The 15,931-nt window shown below is 54.1% G+C and carries 18 protein-coding genes; 10 read left to right on the forward strand and 8 right to left on the reverse strand.

Annotated elements, in window-relative coordinates:
- Positions 1-8 precede the first annotated feature (8 nt).
- Together HED65_RS02405 and HED65_RS02410 are read right to left on the reverse strand one after the other, a co-directional pair.
- Positions 9-782: a transporter substrate-binding domain-containing protein gene (locus HED65_RS02405; protein ID WP_114977270.1), complete on the reverse strand. Its 774-nt coding sequence runs from the start codon at positions 780-782 to the stop codon at positions 9-11.
- A gap of 10 nt (positions 783-792) precedes the next feature.
- Entirely contained in the window at positions 793-1,962 is a 1,170-nt protein-coding gene (locus HED65_RS02410; RefSeq protein ID WP_114977271.1) for a pyridoxal phosphate-dependent aminotransferase, read from the reverse strand.
- 114 nt (positions 1,963-2,076) lie between these two features.
- Here HED65_RS02410 and HED65_RS02415 point away from each other — a divergent pair, with 114 nt between their 5' ends.
- Positions 2,077-2,919, forward strand: coding sequence for a LysR family transcriptional regulator (locus tag HED65_RS02415; RefSeq protein ID WP_114977272.1), 843 nt, complete (start codon positions 2,077-2,079; stop codon positions 2,917-2,919).
- Here HED65_RS02415 and HED65_RS02420 read toward each other — a convergent pair.
- Both HED65_RS02420 and hglS read right to left on the reverse strand, forming a co-directional pair.
- Positions 2,906-4,411, reverse strand: coding sequence for a carboxylesterase/lipase family protein (locus tag HED65_RS02420; protein ID WP_114977273.1), 1,506 nt, complete (start codon positions 4,409-4,411; stop codon positions 2,906-2,908). The genes HED65_RS02415 and HED65_RS02420 overlap by 14 nt on opposite strands.
- A 43-nt stretch (positions 4,412-4,454) precedes the next feature.
- Positions 4,455-5,798 (reverse strand): 2-oxoadipate dioxygenase/decarboxylase HglS, encoded by a 1,344-nt coding sequence (hglS, locus tag HED65_RS02425; RefSeq protein WP_114977274.1) that lies wholly within the window; start codon positions 5,796-5,798, stop codon positions 4,455-4,457.
- Between the two features lie 529 nt (positions 5,799-6,327).
- On the opposite strand from hglS, the gene HED65_RS02430 reads away from it, so the two are divergent.
- The 7 genes from HED65_RS02430 to HED65_RS02460 all read left to right on the forward strand — a co-directional run bounded on the left by HED65_RS02430 (position 6,328) and on the right by HED65_RS02460 (position 11,951).
- Positions 6,328-6,513, forward strand: coding sequence for a con-10 family general stress protein (locus HED65_RS02430; RefSeq protein ID WP_004150795.1), 186 nt, complete (start codon positions 6,328-6,330; stop codon positions 6,511-6,513).
- A 94-nt stretch (positions 6,514-6,607) separates the two neighbouring features.
- Complete coding sequence (locus tag HED65_RS02435; RefSeq protein ID WP_114977275.1) at positions 6,608-7,102, forward strand: YciE/YciF ferroxidase family protein; 495 nt, start codon at positions 6,608-6,610, stop codon at positions 7,100-7,102.
- A gap of 23 nt (positions 7,103-7,125) precedes the next feature.
- The gene (locus tag HED65_RS02440; RefSeq protein ID WP_114977276.1) at positions 7,126-7,329 is read left to right on the forward strand and encodes a hypothetical protein; all 204 of its coding nucleotides are present in this window, start codon (positions 7,126-7,128) and stop codon (positions 7,327-7,329) included.
- A gap of 25 nt (positions 7,330-7,354) precedes the next feature.
- Positions 7,355-7,861: a ferritin-like domain-containing protein gene (locus HED65_RS02445; protein ID WP_114977277.1), complete on the forward strand. Its 507-nt coding sequence runs from the start codon at positions 7,355-7,357 to the stop codon at positions 7,859-7,861.
- Between the two features lie 42 nt (positions 7,862-7,903).
- Positions 7,904-9,307 carry a cytochrome ubiquinol oxidase subunit I gene (locus tag HED65_RS02450; protein ID WP_114977278.1) on the forward strand — a complete coding sequence of 468 codons (1,404 nt, stop codon included), beginning with the start codon at positions 7,904-7,906 and terminating at the stop codon, positions 9,305-9,307.
- On the forward strand, positions 9,307-10,317 hold the full coding sequence (cydB, locus tag HED65_RS02455) for a cytochrome d ubiquinol oxidase subunit II (protein WP_114977279.1): 1,011 nt from the start codon (positions 9,307-9,309) through the stop codon (positions 10,315-10,317). The genes HED65_RS02450 and cydB overlap by 1 nt, the downstream gene beginning before the upstream one ends.
- A gap of 8 nt (positions 10,318-10,325) precedes the next feature.
- Positions 10,326-11,951 carry an alpha-amylase family protein gene (locus tag HED65_RS02460; RefSeq protein WP_114977280.1) on the forward strand — a complete coding sequence of 542 codons (1,626 nt, stop codon included), beginning with the start codon at positions 10,326-10,328 and terminating at the stop codon, positions 11,949-11,951.
- Here the strand turns inward: HED65_RS02460 and HED65_RS02465 are convergent, their stop codons facing one another.
- The 4 genes from HED65_RS02465 to HED65_RS02480 are packed head-to-tail and all read right to left on the reverse strand — an operon-like array spanning position 11,952 to position 14,445.
- Positions 11,952-12,938, reverse strand: coding sequence for an SDR family oxidoreductase (locus tag HED65_RS02465; RefSeq protein ID WP_114977281.1), 987 nt, complete (start codon positions 12,936-12,938; stop codon positions 11,952-11,954).
- Positions 12,939-12,955: 17 nt separating this feature from the next.
- Positions 12,956-13,474, reverse strand: coding sequence for a 2-oxo-tetronate isomerase (locus HED65_RS02470; protein WP_114977282.1), 519 nt, complete (start codon positions 13,472-13,474; stop codon positions 12,956-12,958).
- Between the two features lie 11 nt (positions 13,475-13,485).
- Entirely contained in the window at positions 13,486-13,932 is a 447-nt protein-coding gene (locus tag HED65_RS02475; protein WP_114977283.1) for a DUF421 domain-containing protein, read from the reverse strand.
- Between the two features lie 9 nt (positions 13,933-13,941).
- A complete protein-coding gene (locus HED65_RS02480) occupies positions 13,942-14,445 on the reverse strand; it encodes a hypothetical protein (RefSeq protein WP_114977466.1) in 504 nt (167 codons plus the stop codon).
- A 137-nt stretch (positions 14,446-14,582) separates the two neighbouring features.
- On the opposite strand from HED65_RS02480, the gene HED65_RS02485 reads away from it, so the two are divergent.
- Together HED65_RS02485 and HED65_RS02490 are read left to right on the forward strand one after the other, a co-directional pair.
- Positions 14,583-14,972 (forward strand): YdeI family stress tolerance OB fold protein, encoded by a 390-nt coding sequence (locus HED65_RS02485; RefSeq protein WP_114977284.1) that lies wholly within the window; start codon positions 14,583-14,585, stop codon positions 14,970-14,972.
- 64 nt (positions 14,973-15,036) lie between these two features.
- A complete protein-coding gene (locus HED65_RS02490) occupies positions 15,037-15,921 on the forward strand; it encodes an SDR family oxidoreductase (RefSeq protein ID WP_114977285.1) in 885 nt (294 codons plus the stop codon).
- Positions 15,922-15,931: the final 10 nt, after the last annotated feature.

Below are 15,931 nucleotides of genomic sequence, written 5' to 3' on the forward strand. Positions count from 1 at the left end.
TGAGGCGGTTATTTTACGCTGACATCGATACCCGGGAAGTACTTATCAGCGAGTTTAGCGATCGTGCCGTCGGCACGTACTTTATCAATCGCGGTATCAAGTTGCTTTTTGGTGGCCTCATCCCCTTTACGCAACCCAAAACCGATCCCACTGCCGAGGATAGTGTCGTCAGACACCGGTTTGCCGATGAAGCCAAACCCTTTCCCCTGCGGCTTGCTGAGGAAACCTGCCTGCCCGGCCGCGGACATAACCAGCGAGGCGTCGATACGACCATTCAGCAGATCGCCCCATGCCATATTCTGATCTTTATAAGACACCACGGTGACACCCTGCTTTTCCCAGTGCTCTTTCGCATAGGTTTCCTGAATGGAGCCTTGCAGCACACCGATGGTTTTACCCTTCAGCCCTTCGGGTGTAGCCTCTACCGCTGTACCGGCCTTGCCGACCAACTGAGACGGAATGCGGTAGATCGGTTGGGTAAAATCAATGCTCTTGCGGCGCTGTTCGGTGATATTCATCGCCGAGTTGATCGCGTCGAATTTCTTCGCCACCAGCCCCGGAATCAACGCATCAAACGACGTTTCGACCCACGTGCACTTCAGCGCTGCGGCTTTACAAATAGCATTCCCCAGTTCAACGTCAAACCCTTCCAGTTCGCCCGACGCATTGCGGCTCTCAAACGGCGGATATTCCGCTTCCAGACCGTAACGCAGCTCGGTAGCCGCGAAGGAAGAAAAGGTACACAGCAATCCCATGCCGACAACTAACGCGCGTAATTTCATCCAATACTCCTCAGCGTGGTTTAACCCGACACAGGGCCTGGGCACCTGCCCGTAACGTCGCCTCATCTTTCGCAAAAGAGAGACGAATCAATTTATTATCCGTGCCGTCCGCATAAAACGCCGACAGCGGAATGGTGGCAACGCCATACTCAACGATGAGTCGTTTCACCAGCTCGCTGTCACGCTCTTCGCTAAACTGGCTGTAGTCCGCCAGCATGAAGAACGATCCGGCACTCGGCAACAAGGTAAATGGCGAATCTTCAAGCAGGCTCCGCAACAGATCGCGCTTACGCTGGTAAAACGCTGACAGCGACAGCCAGGTTTGCGGATCAACCATATGCTCAGCAAATGCGTGCTGCATTGGCGTATCGGCAGAGAACATTAAAAATTGATGGACTTTACAAATCTCGTCCATCAGTACCGCCGGGGCAACACAGTACCCCACTCGCCACCCGGTGACGTGATAGGTTTTTCCGAAAGATGAGATAATCACGCTACGCTCCGCCAGCTGCGGGTGGGTGGCCATCCCGTGGTGCGGTTCCCCATCAAAAACGACGTGTTCGTACACTTCGTCAGACAAAATAATGATATCGGTATTGCGCGTCAGCGCCGCCAGCTGCTGCAGGTCATTGGCTGAGAAAACCTGACCGCTCGGGTTGTGCGGGGTATTGATGATAATCATACGTGTACGCGGGGTGATCGCGGCACGCACTTCATCCCAGTTGACGGCAAAATCCGGCACCGTGAGTTTGATGGCGACTGGGGTTGCCCCCTGCAGCCGGACAATCGGGGCGTAACTGTCAAATGACGGTTCAAAGTAAATCACTTCATCGCCCGGGTGCACCAGCCCGCTGATTGCCGAATAAAGTCCTTCGCTGGCGCTGGCAGTGACCAGTACTTCGCTACCTGGGTCATACTGCGTGCCGTAGAGGGTGGCAATTTTATCCGCGATACGCTCTTTTAGCGGCTGCAGACCGGTCATCGCCGCATACTGGTTATGTCCCGCCTCCATCGCGCGGGTGACACCCGCAATCAGCTTCGGGTCGCAGGAAAAATTCGGTGCGCCCTGAGAAAGGTTAATCGCGTTATGCTGCGCCGAAAGCTGGCCAATAACGGTAAAAATGGTGGTACCCACATCAGGCAATTTAGAGCGTGTTTGCACCGGCGTTCGTAAAGTCATCCTCTTTCCCTTCTCATGGACATTGCATAACTATTCAAACAACAAGTGAGTTGTCGGGACAATCGAATTGTTGTCATAATAGCCATGAGAAAAATGCATAGCTGAGGTGTTTATATGTCGCGCCGTTCGCTCCCGCTCAATGCCATCGACGCATTTTTAGTCACCGCGCGTCACCTGAATCTCACCCACGCCGCCGCGGAGCTTTGCCTGACCCAGGGAGCCGTGAGCCGCAAAATCGCTTCCCTTGAAGCGTGGTTTGGCTTTCCGCTATTTGAGCGTCATGCGCGTGGGCTGCGGCTGTCACCGCAGGGAAGCGCCCTGCTTCCTGAACTGCAATCTTCTTTTGAGCAATTGCTGACGGTGGCAGATCAAGCCCGTAGCCAGCAAACCGTCATCCGCTTAAAAGCCCCCACCTGTGCAATGCGCTGGCTGGTACCCCGCCTGCTGGAAGTGGAGCGTGAACAGCCAGACCTGCAAATTGCATTGACTACCACCACCGATCACAACGTTAATTTCAAAACCGAATCTTACGACGCGGCCATTGTGTTCGGCACACACATGAGTGCTGGCGACCTGTTGTTTGAAGAGGCGTTAACCCCGGTGCTTAGCCCCATGCGTGCGAGCGCCGCACTGGGAACGCTGACATTTCTTCACCCGACGAGGGATAAGACAGACTGGTCATTGTGGCTGGCAAAACAGGAAGGCCCGGGTTTTGTTATGCACAAAAATCAACACTTCGACACAATGGATCTGGCTATTACGGCCGCCATTCAGGGGCTGGGTGTCGCCATTGCCGACGAAACACTGGTGGAAGAAGATGTCCGCGCCGGAAGGCTAACGCGGCCCTATGAGACAAGTATAAAAACCGGCGCGAGCTACCGACTGGTGCTGCGCGAAACGCCTGACGAGGGAAATGGGCTGGCGGCGTTTCGCGCTTGTTTGCTTAGTCGAGGCTGACGTGATGCTTCATCACCCGCTTGAAGAGACTCATGCGGGCGCGCATAAAGCGGTTTTCAAGCCTGAAACCTGCATGTTTATTCACTCCAATGCGTAACATAACGTCCCGCCCTTTGCGGCATGCGGGCCAGTGAGTGGGCCCTGGCAGGGTGTCGCGACGACCGGCGTCACGCGCGAAACTTACCCAGTAATCGGCAACGTGGGCAGCAAACTGGAGATCGCGTGTATTGACATACTGACGCGACGGTTCCACCTGACCAAGGGTATCAAACACATAGGGAACCTCGTTGCCATGCCATGCACCGTTGATATAGGTGGCATGTTCCGCTTCCGCAACGTAATCAAACCAGTAACGCCAGCACAATCCGCCGATGCGCTGCTGAGCCTGCATCACCACATATCCCATTGTCGTGAACGCCATGTCGCGGCACACCTGTCTGCCCAGCTCTTCGTCCCCTTTAACGCCCGGATAGAGCAATTTAATCAGCCCCAACCCAAAACGACGTTCGCGGCGCAGTTTCTGGATTTGCCCGGCGAGATCGATGCCAAACACTGCCATCACGCTGGCTTCATCGCTGTTTGAACCAATCATCACCGGCACAGGATGTTGTCGGGCGGCAAAGAAGACATCGAGCATCGCTTCCGGCAGAACGCAATCCCCGACGATGGGCGCCGGGGCGATGTTCAGCGGTGCGGTTAACGGCCAGAATGCATCGGGCGGGATAGCTCGTAGCTCCTCAGCTGTCGCATTCTCCAGGCCAAAATGGGCGGCCAGCGCTTCCCCTTTCTGCAATGCCTGCTCGCGCGGCGTGTCAGGTAAGGTATAACCGCTTTGTACAATCGCTTTATGGAACAACCCTTCTGCCAACGGAGAGGCCAGCAGTGAAAGCACACTGCGTGCGCCAGCAGATTCGCCAAACAGGGTCACATTGTTGGCATCGCCGCCAAACGCGGCAATGTTTTCTCGCACCCATTCGAGCGCAGCAATCTGGTCCAGCAGGGCAAAATTATGCACGACGCGATCTTCTTCGCCCTCCAGTGCAGGATGGGCGAAAAAGCCAAGATGACCGAGGCGGTAATTGATCGTCACCACTACCACACCGCGCGTTGCCAGCGCTTTACCGTTATAAGGCGGCAGACCACCAGCACCAATGGTAAACCCGCCGCCGTGCAGCCAGACCATCACCGGAAGCGGCTCCACGCGGTCAACGGGAGACCAGACATTGAGATAAAGACAATCTTCAGAGAACTGGCCCGGATCGCCGCCCCCTAACTCCTGACAATACTCGCTGCTTTGCCAGCTTGAGGCCGAAAAGGCGGTGGCTTCGCGAAGTCCATCCCACGATTCAGGCGGTCGCGGGGAGCGCCAGCGCCACTCGCCCACGGGCGGTGCGGCGTAGGGAATACCGCACCAGACATGGACATTTTCATCGGTTAAACCAGCCAGTGCGCCGCAGCGCGTTTCAACCACAGGGGCGGAAGGATTTTGCATAACGACCTTATATTTTCCATCACACCCCAGCAGAGTAACGATTTCAGAGCAAACCGCAACGCTGTTTGCTACGTACTTCAGCCTCCTGATAAAGCGTAAACTCGTCAAACACCGGGCAGCCCAGCGCCGCTTCAAAGGCATCACGGCTGGCATTACCGTGGCTGCGCGCCTGGGTTTCGTTCCCGAGATTGGACTGGAATATCCCTGCGGCGCTGACCGGCAGGAAATCTTCGTAAGTAATTGGCTGAGCGACCACCCACCCGCGTTCAATCAGCGGCTGCGGATCGTCTCCGGGACGAAACGCGTGGCGATGCGCTTCCCCCGCAGGCGTCAGACGGTAGCGGAAATAGGCCAGCTCCTGACGACGCATTAGCATTTCGCTGTCCGGGAAAGCGTTAAAGATCTCCCGCAAATGCAGCTGGTGGGTCAGGTTATCTTTACCGGTACCGGCCTGTGCGAGCAAGCTATCGTACAGTTCACGACCTTTCGGGGTCAGGGCTACGCCGCGCTGTTCAATCTCACCAAAGCGCGCGGTGTGGGTGCCTTTATGTTCACCGGCAAACAGCACCGGTTCTTCCAGCGCCTTAAAGCTGGTCTGACGCAATAAGACGGGAACCTCTCGACGAGGCGGACCTTCAATCAGAATTTTAGGTTCGATACCGTACTTCGGCATCAGCTCCTGCACCCGGTCGATATCCAGCGTGCGCGGCGTAAGGTGATTAATATGGCACCCCGGGAAGCAGACCACATCGGCAATAAGCCGGTGCTCGTTGTGCAGCGCCAAATAGGTTTCCTGATCGACCGTCGCATGACGATGCCAACGGAAGGTTTCCAGCGCTTCCTGCACAAATTCGTGCGCCTGTGCGTCAGTTAAGTGCCCTTCCGACTCATGGAGATCGATCAGTTCCAGACAGCGCGGGGTGAAGATGTTCCGATGTGACAGGATCTCCGCAGCACGTTCACGTAGCGCAACGTTTTCAATCAGTTCAAGACGCAGCAGTGAGGTAAAGATACGAAACGGATTACGGCACAGCGCCGCATCGTCTACCGGACGAAACGCTGTTGAGTGGACCGGCACCCCCGCCTGAGAGAGATCGTAATAGCTGACCGGGTACATACCCATAATGGCAAACATACGACGCAGGGTTGAAAGTTCTTGTGCCGTGCCGACGCGGATCGCCCCGTGGCGCTCCACGTTCAGGCGCGCCAGTTCATCGGCATTAGCCAGTTGTTCATGTAATAGCGGGTTATTTTCCAGAACCGCCAGGTTTACGTCCGCGACCAGTTCGAGCAAAGTGCCGTATTGCGGAACTTCCTGCTGGTACATCGCCGACATAGCCTGCGAAAAGCGTTCCCGAATGTCATCAGCCGTGATGGTGTTCGCCATGATGTCATGCCTCCAGTGAATATTACCTGGAGTGTAGAGAAACCCGTTCCTTCCGGGGGGAAGAATTTCTGAATTGTGATCTTAAGACGACAGTGGTCAAACCGTGTGCTATCAGGCCCCTGAACAGCGCCGAACGGAACCGCCCTTTCAAACTGAACGCTTTTATCCAGGATTTTCCTTATAATTATTTAGGGTTCCGCTTTCTATCTATAAAGGAGTATTTTTTGGCTGTCTCCTGAATGCAAATTAACCAATTCGAGTACGCCATTATTTTTATCCTCTCCTTTCAAATTTTTAGCTCGAAGTTAGGATTAATCTGAATGGTTGTTTACAAGTCCTTCCTGTCTATCCATATTTCATTTTTAAGCGAAGCGCAAATTTACAAACATTTAAAAATAACGCAACCGCAAATAGCAAAACGCATTTGACGGATGACGCACAGCGACTAGAGTTATTACTCGAACGACGAGTGATACGGAATATTTTCGTATCGTACTGACATAACCAATATATGACTATGAGGTTTAATATGGCAGAGCATCGTGGTGGTTCCGGTAATTTCGCTGAAGACCGTGAAAAAGCATCAGAAGCGGGCCGTAAAGGTGGCCAGCATAGCGGTGGGAACTTTAAAAACGATCCGCAACGGGCATCTGAAGCGGGTAAGAAAGGGGGACAGAACAGTCACGGCGGAGGCCGTAAATCTGATAACTCCTGATCTTATTTAATACTCTTTTAATAAACCCAGAGAGCATGCTGCGGGCTGAAAAGCTCGCAGTAACCTATATTTATTTTACTGGAGCATAATTATTATGAATATGAAAAGTGTCGAGGATGTCTTTATTCATCTTCTGTCGGATACCTACAGCGCAGAAAAGCAGCTTACCCGAGCGTTAAGCAAACTTGCCCGCGCCGCCTCCAGCGAGAAGCTGAGCGCCGCTTTTGCCACACACCTGGAAGAGACGCAGGGTCAGATCGAACGTATCGACCAGATCGTCGAGCAGGAAGACGGTATCAAGCTTAAGCGCATGAAATGCGTGGCGATGGAAGGCTTAATTGAAGAAGCTAACGAAGTCATCGAAAGTACGGAAAAAAATGAAGTACGTGATGCCGCACTTATTGCCGCCGCGCAAAAAGTCGAACATTACGAAATAGCCAGCTACGGTACCCTTGCAACACTAGCTGAACAACTGGGCTATAAAAAAGCCGTTAAGCTTCTTGCCGAAACGCTGGAAGAAGAAAAAGAGACCGACCTTAAACTCACCGACCTGGCCGTAGGAAATATTAACCAAAAAGCGCAGAAATGACGCAATAATACAGGTTAAATAAAATGAGCATCAGTCCCAGGACAATTAAACGGTGCCATTTAGCGGCAGCCATAATATGGTTCATTCTCGCTATCCCTTCCATAATATGGTGGAAGAACAGCGTGCTATGGGTTATTATCATCAGTATTTACGCCAATATTGTCGGCCATTTATCTGGCTACAGTGCCGCGCGTGCCGATCAGGCTGCTGAAAATGAGACCAAATAAGCGAACCACTAATGAGGATACAATGATGAATCACGTAGAACACTACCATGACTGGCTACGCGATGCCCATGCGATGGAAAAGCAAGCCGAATCTATGCTGGAATCCATGGCCAGCCGTATCGATAATTATCCTGATATTCGCGCCAGAATTGAGCAGCATATTAATGAGACAAAACGGCAAATTACATTGCTGGAAGAAATCCTCGACCGTAATGATATTTCTCGTTCGGTTTTAAAAGACTCGATGAGCAAAATGGCGGCGCTGGGGCAGTCCATCGGCGGCATGTTCCCTTCTGATGAGATCGTTAAGGGCTCAATCAGCGGCTATGTTTTCGAACAGTTTGAAATAGCCTGCTATACCTCCCTGCTCGCGGCGGCGAAAAAAGCGGGCGACACTGCCTCGATACCTGCTATTGAGACGATCCTCGCCGAAGAGCGCGAAATGGCCGACTGGCTGATTCGTCATATCCCGCAAACGACGGAACAGTTCCTGCTGCGTTCTGACGCGTCAGGGGTCGAAGCGAAAAAATAGCCCGGCGATGCGCGTGCCCCCATCGTTTCAGAGGTACGGACCATGTTCGCACTTGATGCATTCCATTTAGCAAGAATTCAGTTTGCTTTTACCGTCTCGTTCCACATCCTTTTTCCCGCGATCACCATCGGCCTCGCCAGCTATCTGGTGGTGCTGGAGGGGATGTGGCTGCGGACCAAAAAAGACGTCTGGCGTTCGCTGTACCATTTCTGGCTCAAGATATTTGCCGTTAACTTCGGGATGGGTGTCGTTTCCGGTCTGGTCATGGCGTACCAGTTTGGCACCAACTGGAGCGGGTTCTCACAGTTCGCGGGCAGTATTACCGGCCCACTCCTGACCTATGAGGTGTTAACCGCCTTCTTCCTGGAAGCCGGTTTCCTTGGCGTCATGATGTTCGGCTGGAATAAGGTCGGCCCGGGCCTGCACTTCTTTTCTACCTGCATGGTGGCGCTCGGCACGCTGATGTCGACCTTCTGGATCCTCGCCTCCAACAGCTGGATGCATACGCCGCAGGGCTTCACTATTGAAAACGGACAAGTTATTCCGCAGGACTGGCTGGCCATCGTCTTTAATCCCTCTTTCCCTTACCGCCTGATTCATATGGCTATCGCCGCGTTTCTGAGCAGCGCGCTGTTTGTCGGCGCGTCGGGCGCATGGCACCTGCTGCGCGGTAACGATACCCCCGCCGTCCGCACCATGTTTTCCATGGCGATGTGGATGGCGCTGCTGGTCGCCCCCATCCAGGCAGTGGTGGGAGATATGCACGGTCTGAACACGCTTGAGCATCAGCCTGCAAAAATCGCCGCCATTGAGGGGCACTGGGAAAATTCGCCCGGCGAGGCCACACCTCTGCTGCTGTTTGGTCTGCCGGATATGGACGAGGAGCGCACCAAATACGGTCTGGAGATCCCCGCTCTCGGGAGTCTTATCCTGACGCACAGTCTGGATAAGCAGGTTCCTGCGTTGAAAGATTTCCCGAAAGAAGATCGGCCAAACTCGACCATCGTTTTCTGGTCGTTCCGCGTCATGGTCGGGATGGGGCTACTGATGATTACTCTCGGTCTGCTCAGCGTCTGGCTGCGCTATCGTCATCGACTTTATCACTCTCGCCCGTTCCACTGGTTTGCCCTCTGTATGGGGCCTGCCGGGCTGCTGGCGCTGCTCGCCGGCTGGGTGACCACCGAAGTGGGCCGCCAACCGTGGGTGGTCTATGGCTATCTGCGTACTATCGACGCGGTATCGCTGCACAGCACCTTGCAGATGAGCATCAGCCTGCTGGCGTTCTTCGTCGTCTACTCGTCGGTGTTTGGGGTGGGCTATGTTTACCTCATCCGGCTGATTAAGAAAGGACCCCAGCCTGTCGGTACGCTGACGTCAAACACCTCGGGCACTCCCGCCCGTCCGCTGTCTGCCGCTGAGTCTGCTCCTGAACAGGAGAGAAACTGATGGGCGTCGATATCTCAGTTATCTGGTTTGCCATCATCGTCTTTGCCACGCTGATGTACATCATCATGGATGGTTTTGATTTGGGTATCGGCCTGCTGTTTAACTTTGTGGGTGATGCGAAAGAGCGCGATGTAATGGTCAACAGCGTGGCACCGGTCTGGGATGGAAACGAGACCTGGCTGGTTCTCGGCGGCGCGGGGCTCTTCGGTGCATTTCCGCTGGCCTATGCGGTCATTATTGATGCGCTCACCATTCCCCTCACCGCGATGCTGATCGGCCTCATCTTTCGCGGCGTCGCCTTTGAGTTCCGCTTCAAGGCCACACCGTCGCACCGCAAATTCTGGGACTACTCCTTTGCCAGCGGCTCTCTGCTCGCTACCTTCAGTCAGGGAGTGGTGGTGGGCGCTGTGATTAACGGCTTCGACGTTGAGGGGCGGCGTTTTGTCGGCTCCGCGCTTGACTGGCTCACCCCCTTTAACCTCTTCTGCGGTATCGGTCTGGTCGTCGCCTACACGCTGCTGGGCACCACCTGGCTCATTATGAAAAGTGAGGGCGCGCTTCAGGCCCGCATGCGCGAACTGACCCGTCACGTTCTGCTGGCGCTAGTGGTGGTTATCGCGGTAGTGAGCGTCTGGACGCCGCTCGGCTGGCAGTACGTCGCCGACCGCTGGTTTACCTTACCCAACTTCTTCTGGTTCCTGCCGGTTCCTCTGCTGGTTGGGATCTTCAGCGTGCTGATCTGGCGCCTGACCCGCAACCCGGCCAGCCACGCGCGCCCATTCCTGCTGACGCTGGGGCTTATTTTCCTCGGGTTTAGCGGGCTGGGTATCAGCCTGTGGCCGAATATCATTCCGCCGCACATCACCCTGTGGGAAGCCGCGGCACCGCCTGCCAGCCAGTTGTTTATGCTGGTAGGAACTTTACTGATTATTCCGGTGATCCTGGTGTACACCGCCTGGAGCTACTACGTCTTTCGGGGCAAAGTTTCGGATACTGAAGGCTATCACTGAGGAACGCTATGACGGACTGGCATACACGAGCCATTATTTATCAGATTGATACTGCGTTATTTTATGATTTGAACGGCGATGGCTGCGGAGACATCGCCGGGATAGCGGCCAAGCTGCGTTATATTCGCCGCATGGGGGCGACGGTCATCTGGATCACCCCGTTTTATCTGACCCCTTTTCTCGATGAAGGCTACGACGTCAGCGACCACCTCCAGGTGGATCCCCGCTTCGGGAAACTGGCCGATATCATCGCCTTTATCGAACAGGCCCGTGAGTTGGGTATGCAGGTCATTATCGAGCTACTGATCCAGCACACGTCGGACACGCATACGTGGTTCCAGCAGGCGCGCCGTAACCCGGCGTCTCCCTATCGTGATTACTACCTCTGGTCGGATAACGACGACGACGATACGCCCCCCATGTTTCCCGGCGTGGAAAAGAGCATCTGGAGCTGGGACGACGAGGCGGGACAATATTACCGGCACATGTTTTATCGCCACGAGCCGGATCTGAACCTCACCTCGCCCGCGGTGCTTAAAGAGATTGAGAACATCATCCTCTTCTGGCTCAAGCTGGGCGTGTCGGGATTTCGCCTCGATGCCGCGTCCCACCTCACCACCCAGGCAGGAAACGGTGATGAAAAAAAGGGTCTGTGGATCCTGGAACATATGCGGCGTCTTATCGAAGAGCGCAATCCGGACGCGATCCTGCTGGGTGAAGTTGACGTAGACGTTGAGGCCTATAGAGACTACTTCGGCAATAACGACCGCCTGAATCTGGTGCTGAATTTCTGGCTCAACAAGTATTTCTACGTCAGCCTGGCCAGGAAAAGCGCCCGCCCGCTGCGCAATGCGGTGAAGAAGATGATTGTCCCGCCTGATGCCTGCTGTTTTGCCAACTGGCTGCGCAACCACGACGAGTTAGATCTGGAAGGTATCAGTCAGAAAGACAAACAGTTTGTCCTCGACACGTTCGCCCCTGACGAAGAGATGAACGTCTATCAGCGCGGGATCCGCCGCCGCCTGGCCCCGATGCTCAACGGCGATCAAAAGCGGCTGGCGTTCTGCCACGCGGTGCTGTTTTCCCTGCCGGGTGTCCCGGTGATGCGCTACGGCGACGAGATCGGCATGGGTGACGACCTGGAGCTGGAGGAGCGCTACGCTGTCCGCACCCCGATGCAGTGGGCAGGATCGCAAGGAGGCGGTTTCTCTTCAGCCGACCCTGAACAATTTATCGCGCCGATTATCGATCGCGGTCCTTACCGCTATCAGAAGATCAACGTCGCCGATTCGCTGCTTCACCGCAACTCGCTCCTGCACCGAATCATTGATATTGCCAATACCCGCTCGGAATTCCCCGAAATTGCCGTTGCGCCCTTTCGCCTTATCACAATTGATGATGACGCGGTGCTGGGGATCTATTACGAGACCGATGAACGCAGTATCCTGACCTTCGTTAACTTTAGCGACCAGCCGGTGCAGTTCACCGCAAAAGGGATCCGCAACACCACCTGGACCGCCTGTCTCGCAGACAAACGCTACGATGACGCGCTGATTTGCGGCAAAACCGTTCAGCTCAGTCTTGGTGGCTACGGCTATCGCTGGTTCTGGACGCACCGTAGCGCGCTGCGCTGATTACGGTTTCCGCCGAGTTATCAGACGCGTCACCACTATCCCTGCCACCGCGAGAGCGCCTAACGCCACTTTACCAGGCATACCAGAGGTAACGGACGCTGCACGGTGTTTCGCTTCATCTGTAAAGCGGCCATGAATGTTGTGCAGGTCGCTAAGCGGTTGATCAAGATAATCCCGACGCTCAGGTGCATTCAAATCGTCGGTCATCTGACCTTCCCAGGCTTTTTTCACCATCAGCCGGTCAAGAAAACCGGGGAAGAAAAATTGCCCGACGATCGACTGAATGGTGCTGCTGCCTACCCACAGCTCCCGTACCGGTTTTTGCGCCACCCTGAAGATGGCGCTGGCGGCTACCTCAGGTTCAAAAACCGGTGGTACCGGACGCATCGCCCAGGCGAACTTATTTCTCGCCCATTCGAACTGTGGGGTATTCAGCCCCGGCATCTGGACCATCGAAAGTTGAACCCGGCTGTTCTCGTGCATCAGCTCGGTACGTACCGCATCGGTGAACCCGCGGATTGCCGCTTTGGCACCGCAGTAAGCTGACTGTAGCGGAATGGAACGGTAAGCCAGCGCGGAGCCCACCTGAATAATCACGCCCCTGTCGCGCGGAACCATGAGCTCGAGAGCGGCACGGGTGCCGTTCACGTAACCGAGATAAGTCACGTCATTCACGCGACGGAACTCATCTGGCGTGAGGGTACGAAACGGTGCCAGGACGGCCGCCATGGCGTTGTTTACCCAGACATCAATCGCACCGAGGCGATACTCAATCTCGTTAGCGGCATCCTCTACCGCCCGGGAGTCGGCGACATCCGCCTGCACGACGTGCGCATTTATACCAAAATGCTGTAGTTCTTCCTGGGTAGATTGCAAGCTTGCTTCATCGCGGGCGATGAGCCCAACATCGTAACCCGCCCTGGCAAAGTGCAGCGCCGTGGCTTTTCCCACGCCCGCCGTCCCGCCGGTAATCACTATGACAGCCATAGAACCTCCACGTGAGTTTAACCGTTATTCCCGTCAGACAATGTCGTCACCAGCTCGGCCAGCGCGTAATGCACCGCTTTTTCCACCACATCCTGGCAGTCACCGGAGAAAAGCACGGTGCGGGTCTTCGTTTCGCCCCGTATGTTCCACGCAAAGCAGACTGTTCCCGCCGCCGTACCATCGTCGCCCCCCTCCGGGCCTGCGTATCCGCTGATGGCGATGCTGATATCAGCCTGGGCAATGTCGCGGATACTGGTGGCCATCTCGCTTACCGTCTGTTCGCTCACAGCAGTAAACCGCGCTAGCGTCTCAGGACACACGCGGAGGATCCGCGCTTTGGCTTCATCGCTGAACACAACCAGGCCGACATCATAAAATTCGGCCGTGTTCTCTTCTGCGCAGAGCGCCACCGAGAGTTTTCCCCCCGTGCAGGATTCTGCCGTGGTTAAGCGAAGCCCGAGATCGGTTAATTTACTCGCCAGCTTCTTCGTCAGTTCACCCACTGTATTATTACTGTCGTGAAAAAGATTGCTCATTTTGCCGCCTCTTATTTCCCGAAAGGAATGATTGAAATATGTCCATTGCGCTCAAGTATGGCATATTTAATGTCGCTTATTTTTGTAATTCCATTATTTTGACGTGCTGACACCAGAATATCATCACAAGATACATCGACTTTTTCCAGTTTATCGATTAACGGCACACCGTTCTCGACCAGAATCACAGGCGTACCATCCAGAATATTCTCCACCGGGGAAAAATACTTCTTCATTAGACCAAATATAATATCCACCACCACCAGCGTAGTAATGGTAATCATCGCACCGGTGACGGAAAAATCCTGCCCGAGAAGCGCCTGCTGTGTGGCTTCGCTAATTATCAAGAGCAGAATGAGATCAAAGCTGGTCATCTGCAGCAGTGCGCGCCGCCCGGCCACTTTAAATACCACTACGAGGAACAGGTAAATAGCCAGCGCGCGAAAGACCATATCCATATCAGCCTCCTAGGGGTAAATAAATTGCCAGATGTTAATCTCCGGCTCGCTGTTTACGCGGATGACAGTGTTCCATTTACCGGCTCTGGTAGGCGTCGTGAAGAATAGCACAGAGAAGCGGTCTGACTTTTTCAGGTTGTTATAGACAAAAAAAAGGGTCCTGCCGTGGCTGAACATGGTGTCCGGCTGCGGCCAGATGCTGCCGGGTTCATAAACATCACTGGTATCGCTGGTCATGCTGAGGACATACTTCCCCTCGGTTTGCACCGGAAACACGAGCTGCATCCGCGTCTCTGTCTCCCGTCGGCCAAAGCGTTCATAATTTATGGTCAGTGACTTAGCGGAATTCGTTTTGACCTTGTCGCTGACCATCCCGCTTGAAAACAGACCGGCAATGGCCGCGACAATAACTCCCAAAAGAACAATAAAACCAACCTGACGAAACGCGTATTCAAACGTCAGCAAGCGATAATTCTCATCTATCCCGGGTAACTTTTCATTTTCACGCTTCATGGTCATCGTCACCGTTTCGCTTATTAACCGATAATTTTGATTTCTAACGCGAATGTTTTTAGGACTTATCACATTTGCCACATAAAGGAATAGCAACAATACTTAATAAGTCAAGAAATCAAAATAAAGGACATCCGATGAAATTATCACGTATTTCTGCTTTTTTGATATTTCTGGCTCCAGTCGCCTGGGCAGATAATAACGGCGGATTACAAAAAGGCGAAGCCCCGCCGCCACCGCATTCGCTTGATAGTGGATATCGAGGAACCGATGACGCGCGTATTATGACAATCACTCAGGCAAAACAAATGCATGATGGTGCGACAATTTCATTGCGCGGTAATCTTATTGATGGTAGCGGCGATAAGTTTGTATTTCAGGATAAAACCGGAAAAATCGACGTTATTATTCCCCAGGCAGTCTTCGACGGCAGAACGGTAAAACCCGACCAGATGATCAGTATCAACGGTTCGCTTGATAAAAAGTCATCGCCTGCCGTCGTCCGTGTTGATCGTTTGCAGAAATAATTCAGCGAAGCGTTAACGCTGCAGTTATCCATCAAATCTCACCCCTTGGCTTAAGGAGTCAGCTATGAGTGATACAAAACAACGTACGAACGCTTATCCGCAGCCCCCGTTCCCGGAACAGCCGCAAACGCCACCGGGACTGGCATCCGAAATGCAACCCGTCCCCGACCACGGGGAGAAAAGCTATAAAGGTCATGGTCGACTGGCCGGCAAAAAAGCACTGATTACTGGCGGAGACTCCGGTATTGGTCGCGCGGTGGCTATCGCCTATGCTCGTGAAGGGGCCGATGTTGCCATCAATTACCTGCCGGAAGAGAAGAAAGATGCAGTGGACGTTATCGAGCTGATTAAAGCTGAAGGTCGCACTGCCGTCGCGCTTCCGGGCGATATCCGGGACGAAACCTTCTGCCAGAATCTGGTCGATGAGGCCGTCGCCCAACTCGGTGGGTTGGACATTCTGGTGAATAACGCCGGTCGCCAACAGTTCCGGAAGTCGCTAGAAGAACTGACCACCGAAGATTTTGACGCCACATTTAAAACGAATGTGTATGCGCCTTTCTGGATCACAAAAGCCGCTCTGCGTCACTTGAAATCCCCAGGCGTCATTATTAATACCTCCTCCGTGCAGGCGGTGAAGCCCAGCCCCGTTCTGCTGGATTATGCCCAGACGAAAGCCTGTCTGGCGGTATTTACCAAAGCATTAGCCAAACAGCTGGGTCCGAAAGGCATTCGCGTCAACGCGGTCGCCCCTGGCCCTTACTGGACAGTACTGCAATCCAGCGGCGGGCAGCCGATGGAAAAAGTGAAGGAGTTCGGTGGCGACACCCCGCTGGGACGTCCGGGTCAACCCGTCGAGATTGCGCCGTTGTATGTCACGCTGGCATCGGATGAATGTTCATTTACATCCGGTCAGGTGTGGTGTTCTGACGGTGGTGACGGAGTGATTTAAACCGTTTAAC

It is taken from the genome of Pantoea sp. LS15 (assembly GCF_012241585.1).
GTDB lineage: Bacteria > Pseudomonadota > Gammaproteobacteria > Enterobacterales > Enterobacteriaceae > Enterobacter.